Below are 19,278 nucleotides of genomic sequence, written 5' to 3' on the forward strand. Positions count from 1 at the left end.
CCGTGGTTACTTATAACCACGGTATTTATAGCCCTTCCAAGGTTTCAAATCTTGGAAGGGTTTATTTTTTTATTGCAAAGCAGTGGTCGTTGCGTTATATACAGGCCATATCCCTGGTTTAGGTACGCTTACACCTTTGGTTATTCCTTTGACACCATTATCTGGGCCAAAATAGTAGAGTGGATGTCCTCTAAATACCAATTGTTTACGCCCAAAAACGTCGATGACCGAGAAATCGCTGGTCGATAAATTGCTGGGTAAATCGGTCGGCATAGCAATTTCTGCAATCGGCCACGTAGGGTTGTTGCTAAAGTCCGATTTGGTATAAACGTTGGTGTTCTTTTTGTCGGGAACGTAGCCGTAGAGCGTTTTTCCAGCCGCATCCACCAAATAAATGGTTTTGCCCGTTCCTTCCGTATAATCCGACATGTAATTTTTACCGTCGTTTCCTACCAACTGCGCATTGGCAAAAAACAACGAGTACGATGGCTTGGCTACAAACCAAACGTTGTTGAGTTTTTCTCCTGCCACATCTCCCGATTTGGTATCACCCGCATAATAATAAAGCGGCCAGCCCTTGTAGGCGGTTTGTTTGGTACCGTCAGCACGCGTAATAGTCGTAAAATCGGTAGCAGTTAAGTTGGTTCCGAGGGTGGGTGTTTCTTTGTAAAATACGGGCCAGTTGGTCAAGCACGAACCTGAGCACTGCGATTGGCCTGTAATGTCGGAGGCAAAATAGTAAAGCGTTTTGCCGTTTTCTCCCGTAAGCACTTGCCCCAATGAGGTTTGTCCTAGTGATACATCGAAAGTAGGGGTACTGTCGGTCGTGGTACAACCAGCTACCAGTAATAAAACTGCTAACCCGACAGGCATACAGGAGTTTTTAATCGTACGGAATACGGATGACTTGTTCATAGATGTAAGTAATCGTTTAATGGTTTACTTACAATACGGACAACCAATCACGCAGGTTGCGTCACCGTTTTAAATTTAATTTGAGGATGTATAGTTTTACCCGCAGACTTTCGCAGATTTAACTCGCAGATTCCGCAGAAAAAGGGCTCAATGAAGGAATTCATCTGCGCTTTCTGCGGCTCTAAATCAGCGCCAATCTGCGGGTAAATAATGAAATTAGTGGGATATGAGGTTCAAATTATCCTACTACTTCCTTATACTGCATTCGATAGAGGTTGGCATAAAAACCGTCGTGTTCGAGTAGCTCGTCGTGCGTGCCTTTTTCTTTGATTTGGCCTTTGTCAAGCACAATGATTTGGTTGGCTTTCTGAATCGTGCTAAGGCGGTGGGCAATCACGATGGCCGTGCGGCCTTTCATGAGCTTCTCAATGGCATTTTGAATCAATTCCTCGGTTTCGGTATCGACCGACGAGGTAGCTTCGTCCAACACAATGATTTTGGGGTCGTGTACCAACGCCCGTACAAACGAAATCAACTGCCGTTGTCCTACTGAGAGTGTTGCTCCACGTTCCATTACGTTGTAGTCGTAGCCACCAGGAAGGCGCTCGATGAAGTCATGCGCGCCAACGAGCTGAGCGGCTTCGATGATTTGAGCACGACTGATGTCAGGGTTTCCAAGGGTGATGTTGTTGTGAATAGTATCCGAAAACAAAAACACATCTTGCAGTACCACGCCGATATTGTGACGCAGCGCTCCCAATTCGTACTGGTGAATTTCTACGCCATCCACCATGATTTCGCCTTTATTTATATCATAAAAACGGCTCAATAAATTAATGACCGACGATTTACCCGCGCCCGTTGCTCCCACAAAGGCAACGGTTTGACCTGCTTTTACATCAAACGAAATATCTCTGAGGACGTATTCTTCTTCGTTGTAGGCAAACCACACGTTTTTAAACGATACTTCACCGCGCAGTTGGGTAGGGGCGTAGGTTCCGTTATTGACCGTATAATCGTCGCTATCAAGCAATTTGAGGATGCGGTCGGTACTTACAATCCCCATTTGAAGGGTGTTAAATCGGTCGGCTAGCATTCGTATGGGCCTGAAAAACAGGTTGGTAAACATGATAAAAGCCGTAACCGTCCCGAAGGTAATGTCGTTGTGGAGGATTTCGCGGGCACCGTACCACACAATCAAGCCCGTAGCAGCGGCCGCAATCACGTCGGCAACGGGGTAATACACCGAATAATACCAAATAGAACGAATATGAGCGTCGCGGTGTACGGTATTGATTTTTTGAAACTTATCCAGTTCGATTTTTTCGGCGCTGAAAATCTGCACGATGTTCATACCCGTAATGTGCTCTTGTACAAAGGCATTCAGATTAGAAACGGCCGTTCGTACCTCGTTGAACGAATCTTTGATTTTCTCCTTAAAAATGTATGTACTTATCAACATAAAAGGTACCGTGGCCAAACTTATCAAGGACAACCGCCAATCGGTATAAAACATGACGCCAATGATCAGTACCAATTGCAAAATATCGCCCGCTACGGCCGCCATGCCGTCGCTAAAAACGTCCGAAAGTGTTTCCACATCCGATACGGTACGCGTCACCAAGCGTCCAATGGGTGTTTGGTCAAAAAACTTAAGCCGAAGGTTGAGGATTTTTTCGTACAACTGCACCCGAATGTCGCGAATGATATTTTGACCCAACCAGCCCGCCAAGTAGGTATGAATGAACTGAATAATGGCTTGAAAAAACAATAAACCTACCATGACAGCCAGCATCTTAGCCAGGCCGTTGTAATCGCCCGACGCAATTTGATTGTCGATGGTATAGCGAAAAAGGAGTGGACTAAGCGGTGAAAGCGCTGCACTCACCAAAATGAGCGTTACGAGGGTATAAAATTGTTTCTGGTAAGGCTTAACAAACGTAAACAGGCGACGCAGGGTAGGCAAGTCAAAAATCTGTCCACTCTTTTTTTCTTCGTTCATAGCTTAAAGGGAAATGTATTTTACTAACCCAATTTACGTGGGTAAGAGTTTCGGAGAGTGGGGTTAATTTTTTACGGACTTAACTTTCGGGCTGTTTTTGCCGACAAAACAGGTTGACTTCAGCATTAATAAATAAAGGAAAATGCGGTAAAGGTGAACCAAAAGGTGCTGAAACATGGAAATACCTTTGAAGAGTTTTGGTAAGAACCCGATAATCAAACCCCATGTGTGCCCAAATGTAATTCCCTGCTTTGTTGAGGGTTTTATGGCGGTCGGTGGGCGGAGTGCCTAAGGTCGAAAGCAAAACATTTTTAGGTGTTGCATCGTAGGCACCCCATCGGCGGGTCATACGGAAAAGGCCACGAATGAGGGCTACAAGATATAATTCATTGGGTACAGCCACGACTAGGATACCTTTGGGGGACAGAAGTTGCTGCACAGTGCTAAGTTCAACGGCCATGATTTCGTCGGGGAGATGTTCAAACACTTCGAGGCAGAAAATGAGGTCGTAATGCTGGGACAGAATCTGTTCTTTGTTAAATGTAAGCTTATCTTGAGGCGTAAGGTTTACATTCGTTCTGGCTTCCGCTATGTATTTTTCACTTGGATCGAAACCAATGTAAGTAAAACTAGGAAAGCTTTCTTTCAAGTATTTGTACAATTCAGCGTTTCCACACCCAAAATCCAGAATGTGTAGATGAGGATGGGCATTGAAAGTTTGGGTTAATTTTTTGGCGACTTCTTTGAGCCGCTGGCGTTGAAGGTATCGTTTAACGGGATTTCGGTCTTTGAAAGTCAGTTCAGAATAGTTCATGTAATGGTAAGGTAAAGAGGCTTAAAAGAACGACGAAGATAGGCTAAAAAACAAAAAACCCCGCCAAAGACGGGGTTTTTTAGTGCTATGTATTCCAAAAATCAGATTTCTACGCCTTTAACGGTTTTGATAATACGAGCTGCCACTTTGTATGGATCAGCAGCTGAATTTGGACGACGGTCTTCCAAGTATCCTTTCCAACCTTTCTTCACTGCAACGATAGGGATACGGATAGATGCACCGCGGTCTGATACACCGTATGAGAATTGGTCAATTGATTGTGTTTCGTGCTTACCAGTTAAGCGGAGGTGATTGTCAGCACCATATACTGCGATGTGCTCAGCAACAACTGGAGCAAACGCTAAACAGATTTTATCGAAAGTTTCTTTGTTACCTGCTGTTCTCAAGATAGTGTTTGAGAAGTTAGCGTGCATACCAGAACCGTTCCAGTCAGTATCGCCGAGTGGTTTACAATGCCAGTTGATACCTACACCGTATTTTTCACCCATACGCTCCAACAAATAACGAGCTACCCAAATTTGGTCTCCAGCGTCTTTTGCACCTTTAGAGAAGATTTGGAACTCCCACTGACCAGCTGCTACTTCGGCGTTGATACCTTCAACGTTCAAGCCAGCTTGGAGGCAATATTCAAGGTGTTCTTCGATGATGTCACGTCCGTAAGCATTTTTTGCACCTACAGAGCAGTAGTATGGGCCTTGTGGGGCAGGATAACCATTGGCTGGGAAGCCAACAGGTTTGTTAATTTCGATGTTCCACAAGAAATACTCTTGTTCAAAACCAAACCAAAAATCGTTATCGTCATCTTCGATAGTAGCGCGGCCATTCGACTCGTGTGCTGTACCATCAGAGTTCAACACTTCGCACATTACTAAGTAAGCAGGCGTACCTAATTTAGAACGCTCTGGGTCTGGGCAAATGAAAACAGGCTTCAACAAACAGTCAGACGAACCGCCTGGAGCTTGTTCTGTCGAAGAACCATCGAATGACCACATGTCGCAGTCTTCCAACTTACCCGAGAAATCATTCTCAATCTTAGTTTTACTACGCAAACTTTGAGTGGGCTTGTAGCCGTCTAGCCAGATGTATTCTAATTTAGCCTTTGCCATTGACAATAAAATTTAAGGTGGTTGAATAAATCAGTTTGGTGTTGTTGTACTTTTTACGGATTCAAAAGTAAGGTGTTTTTTAATAAACACCAAATAAAATTTTACATTTTTTAATATTAGCCATCTATTATGAAAGAAAATTGTTAAATTTTATATAAATACACTAAAAAATTGCACAAATCTAAGTTTGTTCAAAAAGTGCCTATATCGTTTAGTGAAAATAGAAATGTGTAAAAAGTAAGAATGAAAAAAAGGTGATACACTGATAATTTTGGTAAAAGTACAAAATTTAGGATAAATACGCACTAGGACTTTTAAGCCTATTGGAATGCAAGAGAAAACAAAACCCCGTACTTCAAGGCTGAAATACGGGGTTTGTCAATAAGTGGGAAAGAGAAGATTATTTGGCTTTTCGCTCAATTTCCCGAAGATTCTCCATTTTCTTGAGGCGTAAAAATCCATTGATGTCTTCGAGGTGTTCTCTGACGCGTTGGTTGCCAAATTCATATACTTTTTCGGCCAGGCCGTCTAAGAAGTCACGGTCGTGCGAAATCAAAATGATGGTGCCGTCAAATGCCTTGAGGGCGTCTTTTAAAATGTCTTTGGTTTTAAGGTCGAGGTGGTTGGTAGGCTCATCGAGAATGAGGAGGTTGACGGGCTCCAACAACAGCTTAATCATGGCCAAACGCGTACGTTCGCCTCCCGAAAGTACGCCTACTTTTTTGTTGACACTATCGCCACCAAACATAAACGCGCCCAAAATATCTTTGATTTTGGTGCGAATCTCGCCCACAGCAATGTTATCAATCGTCTGGAAAACCGTCAAGTCGGGGTCGAGTAACGACGCTTGGTTTTGGGCAAAATACCCAATCATGGAGTTGTGCCCAATTTTGAGATCGCCTTGATATTCCAGTTCACCCATGATGGCCTTCACGAGCGTCGATTTCCCTTCCCCGTTTTTCCCCACAAACGCTACTTTTTGACCGCGCTCAATGGTGATACTCACGTTTTTGAAAACCAAATGGTCACCGTAGGTTTTGCTCAAATCTTCCACGATGACGGGGTAGTTGCCTGAACGGGGCGCAGGTGGGAATTTCAAATTGAGGGCAGAGGTATCTACTTCGTCCACTTCCACGATGTCCAGTTTTTCCAGCATCTTCACCCGCGACTGTACCTGCAGTGTTTTGGAATACGTGCCTTTGAAACGCTCGATAAACTCGGTGGTTTCGGCAATCATTTTTTGCTGGTCGCTGTACTGCTTCTGTTGTTGCTCCAAGCGTTCTTTGCGAAGCTGCAAATAGTGCGAGTAGTTTACCTTATAATCATAAATCCGCCCCATGGTGATTTCGATGGTGCGGTTGGTGATGTTATCAACAAAGGCACGGTCGTGAGAAATCACAATCACCGATTTGGCGGTATTGATCAAAAACTCTTCCAACCACTGAATCGACTCGATGTCGAGGTGGTTGGTAGGCTCATCCAGCAAAATCAAATCGGGGGTTTTGAGCAAAATTTTAGCCAGCTCAATACGCATCCGCCAGCCACCGCTAAACTCATTGGTTTTACGGGTGAAATCAGAACGCAAAAAGCCCAAGCCGAGCAAGGTCTTTTCGACTTCGGCATCGTAGTTGACTTCTTCGGTCGAGTAGTATTTTTCGCTCAATTCCGACACCCGCTCAATGATGGCCATGTAGTCGTCGGAATCGTAGTCGGTACGCGTTTCGAGCTGGTGATTGAGGGCATCAAGCTCGTTTTTCATTTCTTGCGCTTCGGCAAACGCCTTGAGGGCTTCCTCAAACACCGTAGCATCATCGACGGTGAGCAGGTGCTGCGGCAAGTAGGCGATGACGGCGTCGTTGGGGGCCGAAATTTTGCCGCGCGTAGGCTTATCTGCCCCCGCAATGATTTTAAGGAGCGTCGATTTTCCTGCTCCATTTTTGCCCATGAGGGCGATTCTGTCTTTTTCGTTGATGTTGAAGGTAATGTCGCTAAACAAAGCCCTTCCCCCAAACTCTACGGTTACGTTATCTACTGAAATCATTCAATTCGGTTTTTGAGCCGCAAAGATACAAGGAAAAGACCTGTTTTACGCCCCATTACACCAATCAAAAGACTTAAAAGTATAAAAGCGAAACTTATCCATTTCAAACGAGTGACAAGGGCAAGGGTTTTGAAAGGGTAAGAAATGTCTTGAAGGATTTGTCCTAAAAGGATATTTTCGACCACATCAGCCAAAAACAAAACAAAAATCACCAGTAAGCAGCACCTAAGTAAGGTGTTTGTCAAAAGTAACGTTTGTGCCTGCATTTCACGATAGACCCAGATTCCAAGTAAAAATGGATAGCAAATGAGGTACCAATAGTCAAGATGAACGACCTCAAGAAGTTGGCGTTTTTGGATAGAAGTAAGCAACTCAAACCGCTCCTCTAAACACTCGGCGGTAGGCCAGAAATTACAAGTAGCGTCTAAATTTCCCTGAAAAATAGCCGCTGTTGTAAGAAATAGGTAAGCCGTTAGACCACCTACAACGATGAAGAGAAGTGAAATTTTCATGGCTATGGTTTTTGGCGATTGATGGAACGATAAACGTGTTTATAGTCGGAGGGCTGACCGTGAATGCAGTCGAGGTAGGTTTGGGCAATGGTTCTGAATTTGTGAGGTTGAGGGTGAATCTCGTCTGTCCATTCATTTTTTTGCACTAACCCCCGCGAATCAACGTGAAATAGACGTCCTTTAGCCGTTGGGTGAAGCTCCATGAATTTTTCTTCAAGTTCAATCATCATTTCGTTGAAGAAATACATGCAAGCATAGAGAATATCCAGTTGCAATTGTTCACCAAATAATTTCTTAAAAATCAACGGTTTTTTCAACCACCAGCCATGCCCAATCCAGCGTAAGACAGGAATGTACCATTTGAGTGGGTTGATTCCCCAACCTTTATTGTCGGAAGGCACTAGAAAATCGTAGCCTTGGGTAATGATTTTTAGGTCGGGAAATTTTTCTCTGCCGCCTACCAACAAACTATGAAAGAGCGAATAATACTGCAAACGAAAGAGCATCATCAACGCAAAAAAGTCTTTGGATAAATAGCCAATGGCATCGTTCCACCTCTTTTCGTCTGGTTTTCGGGTATCCAAACTCACTTCTTTGGATAGTAGGTATGGTTTTTCGTGGGCGTTTGCGATTAGATGCTGTGCCCAAGCGCTGTGTGTTAACTCCGAAGTTTCATTGAACCGATGAGATACCATAAGCGCCATTCGACTCATTCCCCCTACGTCATTTCCCCCACCGCTCATCAGAAAAAAGTCGGGTTGGTGGACTGACAGCCCATTGACATATTCCCTGGATGCGAGAATATTGACCAGCCAATCGGAGGCCGAAGCAAGGCTGAAAACAGCCGTGTTTTTGTCCATACTAATCCAGTCGAGGATGTCCGTCAGGATGAGTGGATAATTAAACCAAGAATCACCTTCTGCCACCACTTTTTTGAGGTTACCTTGGGGCGGACGCATAATTTTCTTGACATACAAGTCTTTACGACGGTCGTTTTTGAGGCTATTGAGCCATCGTGTAGCTCCTTCTACCGCCGACCGCTCAAGTAATGTAGCTTCATCCATGTCAAAAACCGATTGAGTGATGGATTTTAGGTCGTCGCTCGAGGCTATTTGCATGAGATGGTTGAGGTCGTAGTGGGTAATTCGGTTGCTGGTTAGTTTTTTTATTAAGCAGTCTTTATCACCTGCGGGACAATCCGAGAATAAGTTCATGGTGTTTAGGGGTGTTAGGTTTAGGAAAACAGTGGTCGTACCTATGAATCTTTTCCAAGCGTCTTACTTTTCAACGAATTTCTGATATTGACGACATTTTTGAGCATATCAAACCAAAAAGGAGCTCCCGCGTTGATTGCCCCAATACTAATCAATAGACCCGCCAATTTTCGTATCCAATAGGCCAGCCAAGCGCCTATACCATTTTTGGTGCAAGTCGGAAGCTTTTCTAGTTGCCACCCCAACGGTATCGTCGTATTTTGGGTAACTTCCTCGCGGAGGTTTACCAACAATGTGTCTATTTTCTGACTAATGTTGTTGAGTTGAAGGGAATCTTTTCCTGCTAATTCTTTTTTGAGCGAGTCTGTTGAAGCGTTGGAAATGATGCTGTTGGCGGCTTGTAAATACGCCTGTCGAGCCTCTGGGTTTTGCCAGAGGTATTGAGAAATGGTTAGCGTATCAATATTTAATAAAGTGCAAAATGCAATCCCCGACAAAAACGTCCATAACTGTACGCGACGCTTGTACCAATCGGAAGTGCGTTCCATCGACTCGTCGAACCACTGGTCAATGGCTTTTTGGAAGGCTTCAATTCGTTTACTAGCGTCTTGGACAGTAGCTTTCACTTCGTTGAGAATGGAAAGAAGGCGCGTTTTAAGGTCAGAATCGGGTAGTGCATTGAGACTTTGCTCGATTTCTTCCAACGTACCGTCAAAATTGATGGGATGGTCAGCCACCAATTTATTGAGTACATCAAAAAGCACTTGCCGAAAAGTTCGATTGGAGATATAGGTAGGTTTGTCTCGTCGTTTGTAAATACCCCACACGTTGGTGTCTCTTTCGAGGGCTTGAATGAGCGGATGCGTATGAAATTTCTGACCCAGCGTATTGTCATTAGCAGACGACAACATTTGGCTGATACTATTGCGGAGCTGTTGTGCCCTCGTGTGCAGGAGGGCGTCAATCCATTCGTTGATAACAGTACAGGCAAGGCTTACTACCAAAAAAATCACAATAAGCCCAATAAGCACGTCGAGTGAAGTTAATACATTCATAATTAGTTGAGTTTAGGGAGGTGAAGGTAGTAAAAGTTGGGGTTAATACAAAGGTAATGGAAGCGTTGGCTCTTTCCACAGGGGAGAAGGCTCGTATTGAAGCAGGGATCGTTACGGAAAAAATACGGGAGATTTCCCCGCTTACTACCGTGGGTTTCCCGTACAAAAAAAAATACTATGCTAATACCTTTGCGATGAGTAAGTTCTTAGGTAACTTACGGAAGTAACCAAAATCTATGTCAAACCCTTTAATTTTTTACTAAGATGTCAATTTTAATATCAAGAGAAAGTTTGTTGACGTTAGGTAACCCATTTCCAAATGTATCGTCTTTTCAAGAGGCATTAAACTCTTACAACAAAAGATTGTTTGATTTTAATAATGTTGCAGGAGTTCATTTGTTAAATGACCCCAGGGTAATCTATTTTAAAATAGAAACTTTTCAACAAATTATCAATAGTGGTGTAACCCACTTAGTAGTTCGATTTGGATGCGAAAATAGAGAAAATCAGTATTGTAATCTTTCGCTGGTACTATGTGGAATGAACCGAGGTGTTGAGGTCGTGCAAACAAAGCATTATATTGGAAATTCTCGAATGGTTATTGGAAATGATATTACACACGAGGATAGTGGTACTATTAATGATTGGAAGTCAAAAGAAGATAACTATGTTAACAGAATTTTGAAATTATCAAGTAATAATAGCGGACGTAATGAATTTTTAGTTGACCACGTAATATATACCCATGGCGTTGCATATGAAATTGGTGAATTACGTAGTGAATGGTTCGATAGTGCGGTTAGTGATAAAATGGTAGATGTTGCTTGTTATTTTGTTAAAGTAGAAAACCATTTATCAGTTGCTTTTGCTGATGCTAGAATTAATCCACGTTTAGTAACCATAAATGACGTTGTTTACGATTTCGGCCAAGGTTGCTGCCCTCCTCAATAAATATACTTTATGAATACAGTAAATCATATTTACATGGCAATCCTGTCAGGTTGTTTCTTGACAGGGTTGATTTTTTACAAATCATTTATAAATCCAACTAAAATAATGTATTTTTATGTAGCTATAACTTTTTTAACAGAAATGTTTGGGTATTACTCTCTATATTTGAGTTCAGAAAAAAAGGTTAATTTTTTGTTATATAATATTTATGCTCCTATAAGTTTTCTAGTTATAAGCGTATATTTTTGTAAAATAATAAATGAAAAAAAAATAAAAAAAGTGATTTTTTTAATGATTCCATTAGTAGTAAGTATAAGTATTTTTCTTTCTTTTAGTTATTCAAATAAAATGCTAAATTATAGGGTTTTGTTGTTTTCAATGGGAGTTTTGATTGTTTATAGTGTTGTTTTCTTTAGGCAACTTTTAAATTCAGGAGATTCTTTTTTTGAAAATCCTGATTTTTGGATTGTAACAGGGATTTTATTTTTTTATACTGGGTATTTCTTCCTTTCAGGTTTTATCAATTACATTGCTACAAAAGATGCGGTACTAGCAAGAAAATTGTTTACAATCAACCACTTACTTAACATTATCTATTATTCACTCATAACGTATGGTTTTATATGTCAGCGGAAGTTAGCGAAGTCGTCATCATAGTATTGGCAGGGACTTTCTTAATGCTACTTTTGGTGACATTTATTGTTTCATTTTTCTTTTTACATCAACGCCGTCAAACTCAAAACCGCCAAGACAAAGCCGCCATGCAAGCAGCCTTCCAACAAGAAATCCTGCAAACACAGTTAGAGGTGCAAAACCTCACCATGCAGCAGCTAGGGCGGGAGTTGCACGATAACATTGGGCAGTTGCTGTCGGTACTGAGGATAAATCTCAATGTATTGGAAGAAACGGTAGAGGACGAAGGAACGAAAGTGCAGATAGCGGAAAGTAATCAGATTGTCGAGCAGACCATCGCCGATGTGCGGGCGCTTACCAAAAGCCTCGATGGCGATTTTGTCAAAGATTTTGGGTTGATCGACAGCCTTTCGCACGAATTACTGCGGATTCGTAAAACCCGCCGCTACCAAACCGAGATTATTACTTCGGGCACAGCTTACTCGCTCGGGTATCAGCACGAAATTGTCTTGTTTCGGATAGCGCAAGAAGTAATCAACAATGCTCTCAAACACGCCGCCGCCACTACCTTGCACGTATCCGTAGGGTATGAGCCCACAAATTTTGAAATTACTATTAAAGATAATGGTAAAGGATTTGATTACGAGGGTGTTATGAGAAACGAGTTGAGCAAGTCGGGGGCGGGACTGCGAAATATCCAACGCCGCGCCGAGCTTATTGGCGGAAAGTGCGTAGTGGAAAGTAAAATAAACGAAGGGACTACCGTTTGTATTAAAATTGAACATTTTCCAGTGGGGAATTAAGGGGCTGTATGAAAACTACGATTGCAATTGTCGATGATCATGAGTTGATGGCTAGAGCGCTGTCGGGTTTGGTTCAAAAATACGAAGCCTACGAGGTGTTGTATGAAGCAACTAATGGTGAAGAACTCATTAAGCACATCAAACTTGGCATGATTCCCCAAATTGTGCTGCTCGACATCAACATGCCCGTGATGGATGGCTACGAAACGGCGATGTGGCTCAAAAATAACCACCCCGAAATCAAGATTTTGGCTTTATCCATGAATGACAACGAAGCGTCCATCATCGGAATGCTTCGCAACGGCGCGCACGGATACCTGTTGAAAGGCTGCAAACCCTTTGAATTAAAACAAGCGCTTGATTCTCTGGTAGAAAGAGGGCGTTATTACACCGATTTTGTCACGAGTCAGCTCATTAAAAGCTTGAATCCTGAAACGTTGCTGGATCCTGTGGCCGCTTTGCACCTCAATGACCGAGAGATGGATTTTGTCCGTTTGGCGTGCAGTGACCTCACCTATGTGGAAATTGCTGACAAAATGTGTGTCAGTCCGCGTACCGTCGATGGGTACCGAGAGAGTGTTTTTCAAAAAATGGGGGTCAAAACCCGCGTCACGATGGTGATGGAGGCTGTTCGTCTGAAAATCGTGGAACTTTAAGGCTCGTAATAATACCCAAAAATAATCCCCATTTCGTCTTCACTCGTCAGACCAAATCGTACTGCTTTGGTCGTAGTATTGTTGTAGGTAATCTCCGACATCAACCCTTCGCCTTTTTTAAATTCCAACGCCACGGGGAAATTTTTAATCACAGGGTGTTCCCAATCGGTACTTTCGTAAACCACTTCACCGTCGCGAGCGCCTCCCACAATTTTAATGACAAATTTTTCGCCGAGTTTATGATTGTGCGACGTGAGCATGAGTACTTTCGTGGGTTTTGAAAACAGAAAGTTCTTCGTCACTACCGTCCGTTTGCCTGCGGGCAGGTTGAGATCTTGGTTGTTGAGGTCAAGCGAATTGGCCACAATTTTTACCTTCGACTTGTCGATTTTATACAAGTTGACATACACCTCTCCAGGAATTTTACCCGAAGTTTTGTTGACATAATGCGAGTTGAAATCAAACGAATAATTGGCAGGAACCCGAAGCGCAATGCCATCGGGGAAGCTATAATCATGTTCTTGGGTTTGCGTTCCTGCCCAGAAGACGTGGTTTTGCATACTCAAAAAAGTAAGCAAATTGCTGGTGCCATCGGCATTGCGTAAATCACGTACTTGCCCTAAAGACGGAAGATTTGCTTGGTTTTTGAAATCGTACAAAATAAAGTGGTGGCTTCCTGGGCGCATCCGAGATTGAATCCGATTGATGTACAATTCGGTGGTATTACCGACGGGTTTTCTGACAAAAATCTCCCGCTCAAACGTGTTTGAAACCTCAAAGGGTTCAAGGTGAAGTTGAAAGCCGTCATTTGGATTAGGCGCTTCGAGGGCAGTAAAATTACTGCCAAATCCTGAGCCGCAAAGTGGGACGGAATTAGTGATAAGTGCCGCATCGACCGACCCGCCCGACCGTGGCGCACCTGCTTCAATCCATTTGCGAACAAACTCAATTTCGCCCACCGAAAGGCTATTGGCGCCCAAAGGCATGGGGTTGCCGTACTGACGCCCCGCCAATAATGAGGCCCCACTGCAATTGATTTTGGTAAACAAAAAGCTTTTCGCAACATCCCCTGGCGTAATCAAGCGCATACCATCGTCTTTAGCGACGGTGTTTTTTGGGAATTTATTAACTAGATTGTCGTAAGAGACTTTGCTGGTAAGTACAAGGCCGTGTTGTTTGTAAGAAGCGTCTTGTTCGGACGAATGGCAGCCCGACGTGGCGCACGATTTATCGAAAATTTGGGTCTGAACCAATTTGAAAGAGCCTTCTTCTAGCACTGTTTCCGATTCGGTATGGCACGAAATCAGAACGATAAATAGGGCTGAAAAGAGAAGTAGTAAAGTAAGGAAACGGGTTTTCATGCTAAAAAATCTTAAAATCGTGTGAAGATAACGAATAAAAGTAAATTGTTGATGTTCAGGTTATTGATGTGAGGATTAAATTTTCAAAGTACATACGCCGTGTCATTGATTACTTCGTGACATTGGTTACTTCGTGGCATTGGTTACATCTAACCAATGCAGAGGTTTCTCAAAACCTCGTGCTGATTTTTCTTATGAAGGTTTTGAGAAACCTAATTCTTCTGGATATGAGTATCCAGAAGCACGTGTATTGTGGCATTGATTACTTCGTGACATTGGTTACTCCTAACCAATGCAGAGGTTTCTCAAAACCTCGTGCTGATTTTTCTTATAGAGGTTTTGAGAAACCTGAATCTTCTAGATATGAGTATCCAGAAGCACGTGTATCGTGGCATTGGTTACTCCTAACCAATGCATAGGTTTCTCAAAACCTCGTGCTGATTTCTTATGAAGGTTTTGAGAAACCTGAATCTTCTGGATATGAGTATCCAGAAGCACGTGTATCGTGACATTGGTTAGGAGTATCCAGAAGCACATACGCTACGTAGCCAGCAAGACAGAAGCACGTGCTAGTTCCTGCAAACATTTTATGCACAAACAACCTTCATACTGCGTACGCAAATCAGAAAGTGTTTGTTCGGATAGCGTGATTTCTGAACAAACACACGAACCCTGTGTTGTAAGCTGACAACGAAATGCTTGCCCACAGCGAGGGCAAACTGGAATTGGGCTTGAATTTGAGGAAGTTGCCATAAAATGGAAAAAAAATTTCGCAGGTTGTTTGATATATAAAAAACTTATATATATATTTGTTCACACAATTTAAGAAAATAGTAAGAAAACGAGCTAACAACCGATTTTATGGAAGCATCAAGTAATGAATTTTTACGAGGCACGCTCAAAACGATAGTATTAAAGCTTTTGGCCGAACAAGGACGTATGTACGGATATGAAATTACGCAGTCGGTCAAAGAGCGTACGAGCGGTGAAATAACGCTAACCTTTGGCGCGTTATATCCTGTGTTGCACAAGCTTGAACAAGACGGATTCCTGATGACAGAGTCAGAAGAAGTGGATGGACGGCTTCGCAAGTACTACTCGCTTACTCCGAGTGGAAATGCGACAGCCGTTCAGAAAGTATCTGATTTTGAGCGCTTTGTTGAAGCTATGCAAAGCTTGTTAAGACCCCAAAATGGGGAAATATCTCTCGCTAAACTCTGATTTTGGAATTGAATTCATAACCACTACCGACATGAAAAAATTAACTCCGCAACAACTTAGCACACTGCACGACCATCTTATTCGGCAAAACACCAATGATCGCTTAGTTTCCGAATTGCTCGATCACTTGGCTTGCGAAGCTGAAGAGTACCTCTGGAAAGGTTATAACTTTGATTTGGCGTTGGCAAAAATTACGCAAGAAGCCAACTCTATGGCCGTAAAGTACCTCCGAGATACCTACCAGCACGAGGTTGCCATGACCGAAGAACAACTTCAAAATGCGAGTTTGGACGATATTATCTTTGAGTTTCGCAACAAAGACTACGGTGCTTACGACCTGCGCCAAGCCTACCCATTTGCCTTGCGTAGTGCCTTAATTTTGGGAATTGGGTTGTTTTTGATGATGATGGCGTTTTTGTCGGGAATCGTCAAAGGCTCTTGGGACTTCTATTCTCCTTCAGGTTTAATGTGGGTGCTTGGCGTATCAGGGGTAGCCTATTCAATAGGCTCTTGGTTCCTGAAAAGCCAACAACTCAAGCAGTTGACAACCACTTAATTTGAAAATTGGTTAATTAATAACTGATTGATTTACAGCCATGAAACTGCTTCAATGGAAGTGGTGCGGTATTGCTTTGTGTTTTTTTGTTTCATTGTCGGTAGTGGCACAAAACAATACTTCACGCGAGCCCGTCTTTTCATTTGTGGAGCAACCCCCATCGTTTAAGGGTGGGAAGGATTCTCTATCTCTTTTTTTGAGAAAACACTTTGTCAATCCCGAAGCGGCCAAAAGTGCCAACGTGAATTGTAAAGTGATGGTCAAGTTTATTGTAGAACCTACAGGGCAGTTGTCCGATATTGAACTAGCTTGGAGTGCTGGTCATGGCTGCGATGAAGAGTCTCTGCGGGTTGTAAAATTATTTCCTCCTTGGGAACCTGGGCGGCAAAGCGGAAAAGCCGTGCGGGTTCGAGTTCATTTGACTCTTAACTATCCGTTTCAATAAAATAGCCTAAATACAACCATGAAGACAACAGTTTTAGCAGCGTATGATACGCTGGATGACATCGTTTTTGCCCAAAGGAATCAAGCCTATGGGGCGTATGAACTACGGAAGTCGTACCCTAAAGTGCTCCAAAAAGCGCTTATTATTGGAGTTACGGTGTTTTTGCTTATGTTGCTCGTTCCGACCATCTATGGAAAACTAAAAACGAATGAGCTGGCGCAAATAAACATGAAAGAATACACGCTTGAGAAAGTGCAAATGGAGAAAAAAGAAGAAAAGCCGCTACCCGAACTCGAAAAGCCCAAGGAAGAACCTAAGGTGGCGTCGGTTCGGTATCGGGTACCTGAAGTGGTTGAAAATCCGCCTATTGAGGAGATTCCTCCTATGGTAGAGGACTTGGAAAAAGCCAATCCAGGACAAGAAACGGTAGCAGGAACATCGGACGAAGTGGCGGTAGTGGCGCCCGTGGAAGATGCGCCTGCTCCCGAAATTACAAAATCGGTGGAGGTGGAAACCAAAGAACCCGAAGTATTTGAACGCGTGGAGGTTGATCCTGAGTTTGCGGGAGGAATCAATGGCTTACGTACATTTTTGATGAATAATTTAAGGTACCCGTCGCAAGCACAACGCAGCAACGTGCAAGGAAGAGTCTATCTGAGTTTTACGGTTGAGCCAGATGGTTCGCTTTCCAACATTAATGTTACCCGAGGAGTTGGGTTTGGTTGCGACGAAGAAGCCGTGCGTGTGATGAAACTCATGCCCAAATGGAAACCTGGCAAACAGTCGGGACGGGCAGTACGGGTAAAATTCAACATGCCCATTGTGTTTACGTTGGAATAAAACACCGTACATCATACAGCCAGATAGGTAAAAGGGTGAATAGTAGCTCTTTAAAGAGAGTTACTAACCCTTTCGCCAGCCATGTACCGTTTTATTCGCATCATTAGTGTTGTGTTGGCGCTGTCGGTCTATACCTGCGTGAGTCCATACGATATTCGTTTCAAGAACACACTGAAGGTAATTACAGTTGAGGGCCGACTCACCGACGAAGAAAAAGAGCAACAAATTGAGATTGCCGAAGCCGAGTTTGTGAACGATGCCCTGTACAAACTCCCGATTGAGGGATTAATAGTTCAGCTTAAAATCAATGGAAAAGAGGTGATCTCTATGGCCAATAAAGAAAACTACGTATATGTATTACCGACGAGTTTTAGAGCAAAAGCGGGGAATCGGTACCAATTGATTTTTACCAAACCCGACGGCACTCGTTATGAATCTGATGAAGAGTTGATGCAAGTGGTACCAACAATAGATGCTGTTTACCACGTATTTGCTACCGATGGACTCGTAAGAAAAGAGAAGCGATACCCAAGTCACTCGATTTACCTCAATTATCAAGATACTCCCCAAGAGAAAAACTATTATGTATGGTCGTGGACGTTGTGGGAGCGGCAGAACCTTTGCGTTTCGACCGATTACTATGATTTGTACTGTAATCAGCCTTGTTGGGAAATTTTACAAAGCGAGACGATTGACATCCTTAGCGATATTTTTAGCGATGGTAGGGGAGTCGTGGGAAAAAAAGTAGCTGAAATTCCGTTTTATCAGCCGTACGGAGCATTATTGGAGGTTCGCCAACAACGAATTTCGGAGAAAGCGTATCAATTTTTAAAACTCTTGCGCGATCAAAACCAAGGAACAGGTTCACTGGTGGACACCCCACCTGAGGCTTTGATTGGAAACATTCAAAACGTTACTAACCCAAACGAGGAAGTAGCTGGAGCTTTTATGGTCGCTAGTACCCAAACCAAGATGTATTGGTTAAGTAGAGAAGAAGCCATTGATAAAGCACAACCCGTCGGTTTATTGTGGCGCGACCCGATTATAAGGCCAACAGCTATCACAGCTCCTTGTATTACTAGCCCCACCCGCACGCCGTTTCAACCCCAAGGGTGGCGACCTTGATATTCAATCTCACACACTTGACAAAGCCTCCCGAGAACGTTGCTGTTCTCGGGAATTGCTGTGTTATGAGTGGTCCTTTTCGACAAAACCAAGAAAAAGAACGCTTTCCCTTTCCCTTTGCCTCTTGCTCCTTGCTCCTTGCCCTTTGCCTCTTGCTCCTTGCCTTTGCCTCTTGCTCCTCGCCCCTTGCCTCTTCACTTGCTCCTCGCCCTTTGCTTTCTACAACCCACCAATTCGGTAATTGATACCTACAGAGGCAAAATAGGGGCTTCCAAAGCCGAGTTCGCCGTTTAGTCCAATGCGTTCGGTGACGTAGCCACGTAGCCCGAAGACAATAACCTGTACTTGTGGCATGGCAAAACCAGCCCCTACTTTGTTGCCAATAATTCCGCGCCAAAGTCCGCCACCACCTGCTTCTTTGAAGATTTCATCCATCTTGCCATCTACCGCGCTAGAACTTCCACTGACGCCCCAAATTCCAATCCCAAGCCGTACGCCTGAGTACATGTCAAGCCGATTGGCATTGCCGTAGTGAAATAGCGCCCGCGCACCAATTGTAAGGCGCGACACCCCCAAGGTAACGTCGCCGAGATTTTCGTTTTTCTTATAGACAACGTCGTTGAGCTGGAGCGAAGATTTGTTAAAACTGACGGCGCCACCTACCGAAAACCAGTGGTTGATGCCGTAATCGTAGGCAAGGTTGATTTGCGGAGTAGTCGAAGCTCGCCCCGAAGAAAAAGCGACAGTCGTGTCAGACGATTGGGTAGAACCTGTGATATTCCCCCGAAAAAAAGAAAATAAACTTACGCCCGACTGAACGCTTACAACATGCTTGTAATCTTCGTTTTGTGCCGATGCACCTAGCGAACAGGCGACTAAACTTGCAACGAGAAAACTTTTTTTCATGGCTTTTACAATTAAATTAAATTTATTTTTTGGTATATAAAACGATAAAAATTCTGCAAATGTAGTGAAAATCAACAATTAAGCATTTTTGACCGAGATGG

At 43.3% G+C, this 19,278-nt stretch carries 20 protein-coding genes; 9 read left to right on the forward strand and 11 right to left on the reverse strand.

What is annotated here, in order from left to right; translation table 11 throughout:
• Window positions 1-69 precede the first annotated feature (69 nt).
• The 8 genes from AC23N5_RS07980 to AC23N5_RS08015 all read right to left on the reverse strand — a co-directional run bounded on the left by AC23N5_RS07980 (window position 70) and on the right by AC23N5_RS08015 (window position 9,680).
• Window positions 70-915, reverse strand: a complete 846-nt coding sequence (locus AC23N5_RS07980) for a hypothetical protein (protein ID WP_487755138.1) — start codon at window positions 913-915, stop codon at window positions 70-72.
• A gap of 238 nt (window positions 916-1,153) precedes the next feature.
• On the reverse strand, window positions 1,154-2,917 hold the full coding sequence (locus AC23N5_RS07985; protein WP_487755139.1) for an ABC transporter ATP-binding protein: 1,764 nt from the start codon (window positions 2,915-2,917) through the stop codon (window positions 1,154-1,156).
• A gap of 79 nt (window positions 2,918-2,996) precedes the next feature.
• Window positions 2,997-3,731, reverse strand: coding sequence for a class I SAM-dependent methyltransferase (locus tag AC23N5_RS07990; protein WP_487755140.1), 735 nt, complete (start codon window positions 3,729-3,731; stop codon window positions 2,997-2,999).
• A gap of 101 nt (window positions 3,732-3,832) precedes the next feature.
• Window positions 3,833-4,858, reverse strand: coding sequence for a glutamine synthetase beta-grasp domain-containing protein (locus AC23N5_RS07995; protein WP_487755141.1), 1,026 nt, complete (start codon window positions 4,856-4,858; stop codon window positions 3,833-3,835).
• A 400-nt stretch (window positions 4,859-5,258) separates the two neighbouring features.
• Window positions 5,259-6,899, reverse strand: coding sequence for an ABC-F family ATP-binding cassette domain-containing protein (locus AC23N5_RS08000; RefSeq protein ID WP_487755142.1), 1,641 nt, complete (start codon window positions 6,897-6,899; stop codon window positions 5,259-5,261).
• Window positions 6,896-7,411 (reverse strand): hypothetical protein, encoded by a 516-nt coding sequence (locus AC23N5_RS08005; RefSeq protein ID WP_487755143.1) that lies wholly within the window; start codon window positions 7,409-7,411, stop codon window positions 6,896-6,898. The genes AC23N5_RS08000 and AC23N5_RS08005 overlap by 4 nt, the downstream gene beginning before the upstream one ends.
• A gap of 2 nt (window positions 7,412-7,413) precedes the next feature.
• Window positions 7,414-8,625, reverse strand: coding sequence for a hypothetical protein (locus tag AC23N5_RS08010; protein ID WP_487755144.1), 1,212 nt, complete (start codon window positions 8,623-8,625; stop codon window positions 7,414-7,416).
• Between the two features lie 41 nt (window positions 8,626-8,666).
• A complete protein-coding gene (locus AC23N5_RS08015; protein ID WP_487755145.1) occupies window positions 8,667-9,680 on the reverse strand; it encodes a hypothetical protein in 1,014 nt (337 codons plus the stop codon).
• A 264-nt stretch (window positions 9,681-9,944) separates the two neighbouring features.
• Here AC23N5_RS08015 and AC23N5_RS08020 point away from each other — a divergent pair, with 264 nt between their 5' ends.
• The 4 genes from AC23N5_RS08020 to AC23N5_RS08035 are packed head-to-tail and all read left to right on the forward strand — an operon-like array spanning window position 9,945 to window position 12,723.
• Window positions 9,945-10,631 carry a hypothetical protein gene (locus AC23N5_RS08020; protein WP_487755146.1) on the forward strand — a complete coding sequence of 229 codons (687 nt, stop codon included), beginning with the start codon at window positions 9,945-9,947 and terminating at the stop codon, window positions 10,629-10,631.
• 33 nt (window positions 10,632-10,664) lie between these two features.
• Window positions 10,665-11,288, forward strand: a complete 624-nt coding sequence (locus AC23N5_RS08025; RefSeq protein ID WP_487755147.1) for a hypothetical protein — start codon at window positions 10,665-10,667, stop codon at window positions 11,286-11,288.
• Window positions 11,255-12,067 carry a sensor histidine kinase gene (locus AC23N5_RS08030; RefSeq protein WP_487755148.1) on the forward strand — a complete coding sequence of 271 codons (813 nt, stop codon included), beginning with the start codon at window positions 11,255-11,257 and terminating at the stop codon, window positions 12,065-12,067. Before AC23N5_RS08025 ends, AC23N5_RS08030 begins: the two co-directional genes overlap by 34 nt.
• 8 nt (window positions 12,068-12,075) lie before the next feature.
• Window positions 12,076-12,723: a response regulator transcription factor gene (locus AC23N5_RS08035; RefSeq protein ID WP_183973203.1), complete on the forward strand. Its 648-nt coding sequence runs from the start codon at window positions 12,076-12,078 to the stop codon at window positions 12,721-12,723.
• On the opposite strand, the gene AC23N5_RS08040 is transcribed toward AC23N5_RS08035, so the two are convergent.
• Complete coding sequence (locus AC23N5_RS08040; protein WP_183973205.1) at window positions 12,720-14,084, reverse strand: monooxygenase; 1,365 nt, start codon at window positions 14,082-14,084, stop codon at window positions 12,720-12,722. The two genes, AC23N5_RS08035 and AC23N5_RS08040, sit on opposite strands and share 4 nt — an antisense overlap.
• 540 nt (window positions 14,085-14,624) lie before the next feature.
• Window positions 14,625-14,837, reverse strand: coding sequence for a cysteine-rich CWC family protein (locus AC23N5_RS08045; RefSeq protein ID WP_487755149.1), 213 nt, complete (start codon window positions 14,835-14,837; stop codon window positions 14,625-14,627).
• A 108-nt stretch (window positions 14,838-14,945) separates the two neighbouring features.
• Between AC23N5_RS08045 and AC23N5_RS08050 the strand changes: the two genes are divergently transcribed.
• From AC23N5_RS08050 to AC23N5_RS08070, 5 genes are all read left to right on the forward strand, one after another.
• Complete coding sequence (locus AC23N5_RS08050) at window positions 14,946-15,305, forward strand: PadR family transcriptional regulator (RefSeq protein ID WP_183973209.1); 360 nt, start codon at window positions 14,946-14,948, stop codon at window positions 15,303-15,305.
• 31 nt (window positions 15,306-15,336) lie between these two features.
• The gene (locus AC23N5_RS08055; RefSeq protein ID WP_487755150.1) at window positions 15,337-15,861 is read left to right on the forward strand and encodes a hypothetical protein; all 525 of its coding nucleotides are present in this window, start codon (window positions 15,337-15,339) and stop codon (window positions 15,859-15,861) included.
• A 40-nt stretch (window positions 15,862-15,901) separates the two neighbouring features.
• A complete protein-coding gene (locus AC23N5_RS08060) occupies window positions 15,902-16,306 on the forward strand; it encodes an energy transducer TonB (RefSeq protein WP_183973213.1) in 405 nt (134 codons plus the stop codon).
• 18 nt (window positions 16,307-16,324) lie between these two features.
• Window positions 16,325-17,146 (forward strand): TonB family protein, encoded by an 822-nt coding sequence (locus tag AC23N5_RS08065; RefSeq protein ID WP_487755151.1) that lies wholly within the window; start codon window positions 16,325-16,327, stop codon window positions 17,144-17,146.
• A gap of 81 nt (window positions 17,147-17,227) precedes the next feature.
• Window positions 17,228-18,271 (forward strand): DUF4249 domain-containing protein, encoded by a 1,044-nt coding sequence (locus tag AC23N5_RS08070; RefSeq protein ID WP_487755152.1) that lies wholly within the window; start codon window positions 17,228-17,230, stop codon window positions 18,269-18,271.
• A gap of 219 nt (window positions 18,272-18,490) precedes the next feature.
• Here AC23N5_RS08070 and AC23N5_RS08075 read toward each other — a convergent pair whose 3' ends face one another.
• Entirely contained in the window at window positions 18,491-19,177 is a 687-nt protein-coding gene (locus AC23N5_RS08075; RefSeq protein ID WP_487755153.1) for a hypothetical protein, read from the reverse strand.
• Window positions 19,178-19,278: the final 101 nt, after the last annotated feature.

This window comes from Runella sp. R5_40 (assembly GCF_057652295.1).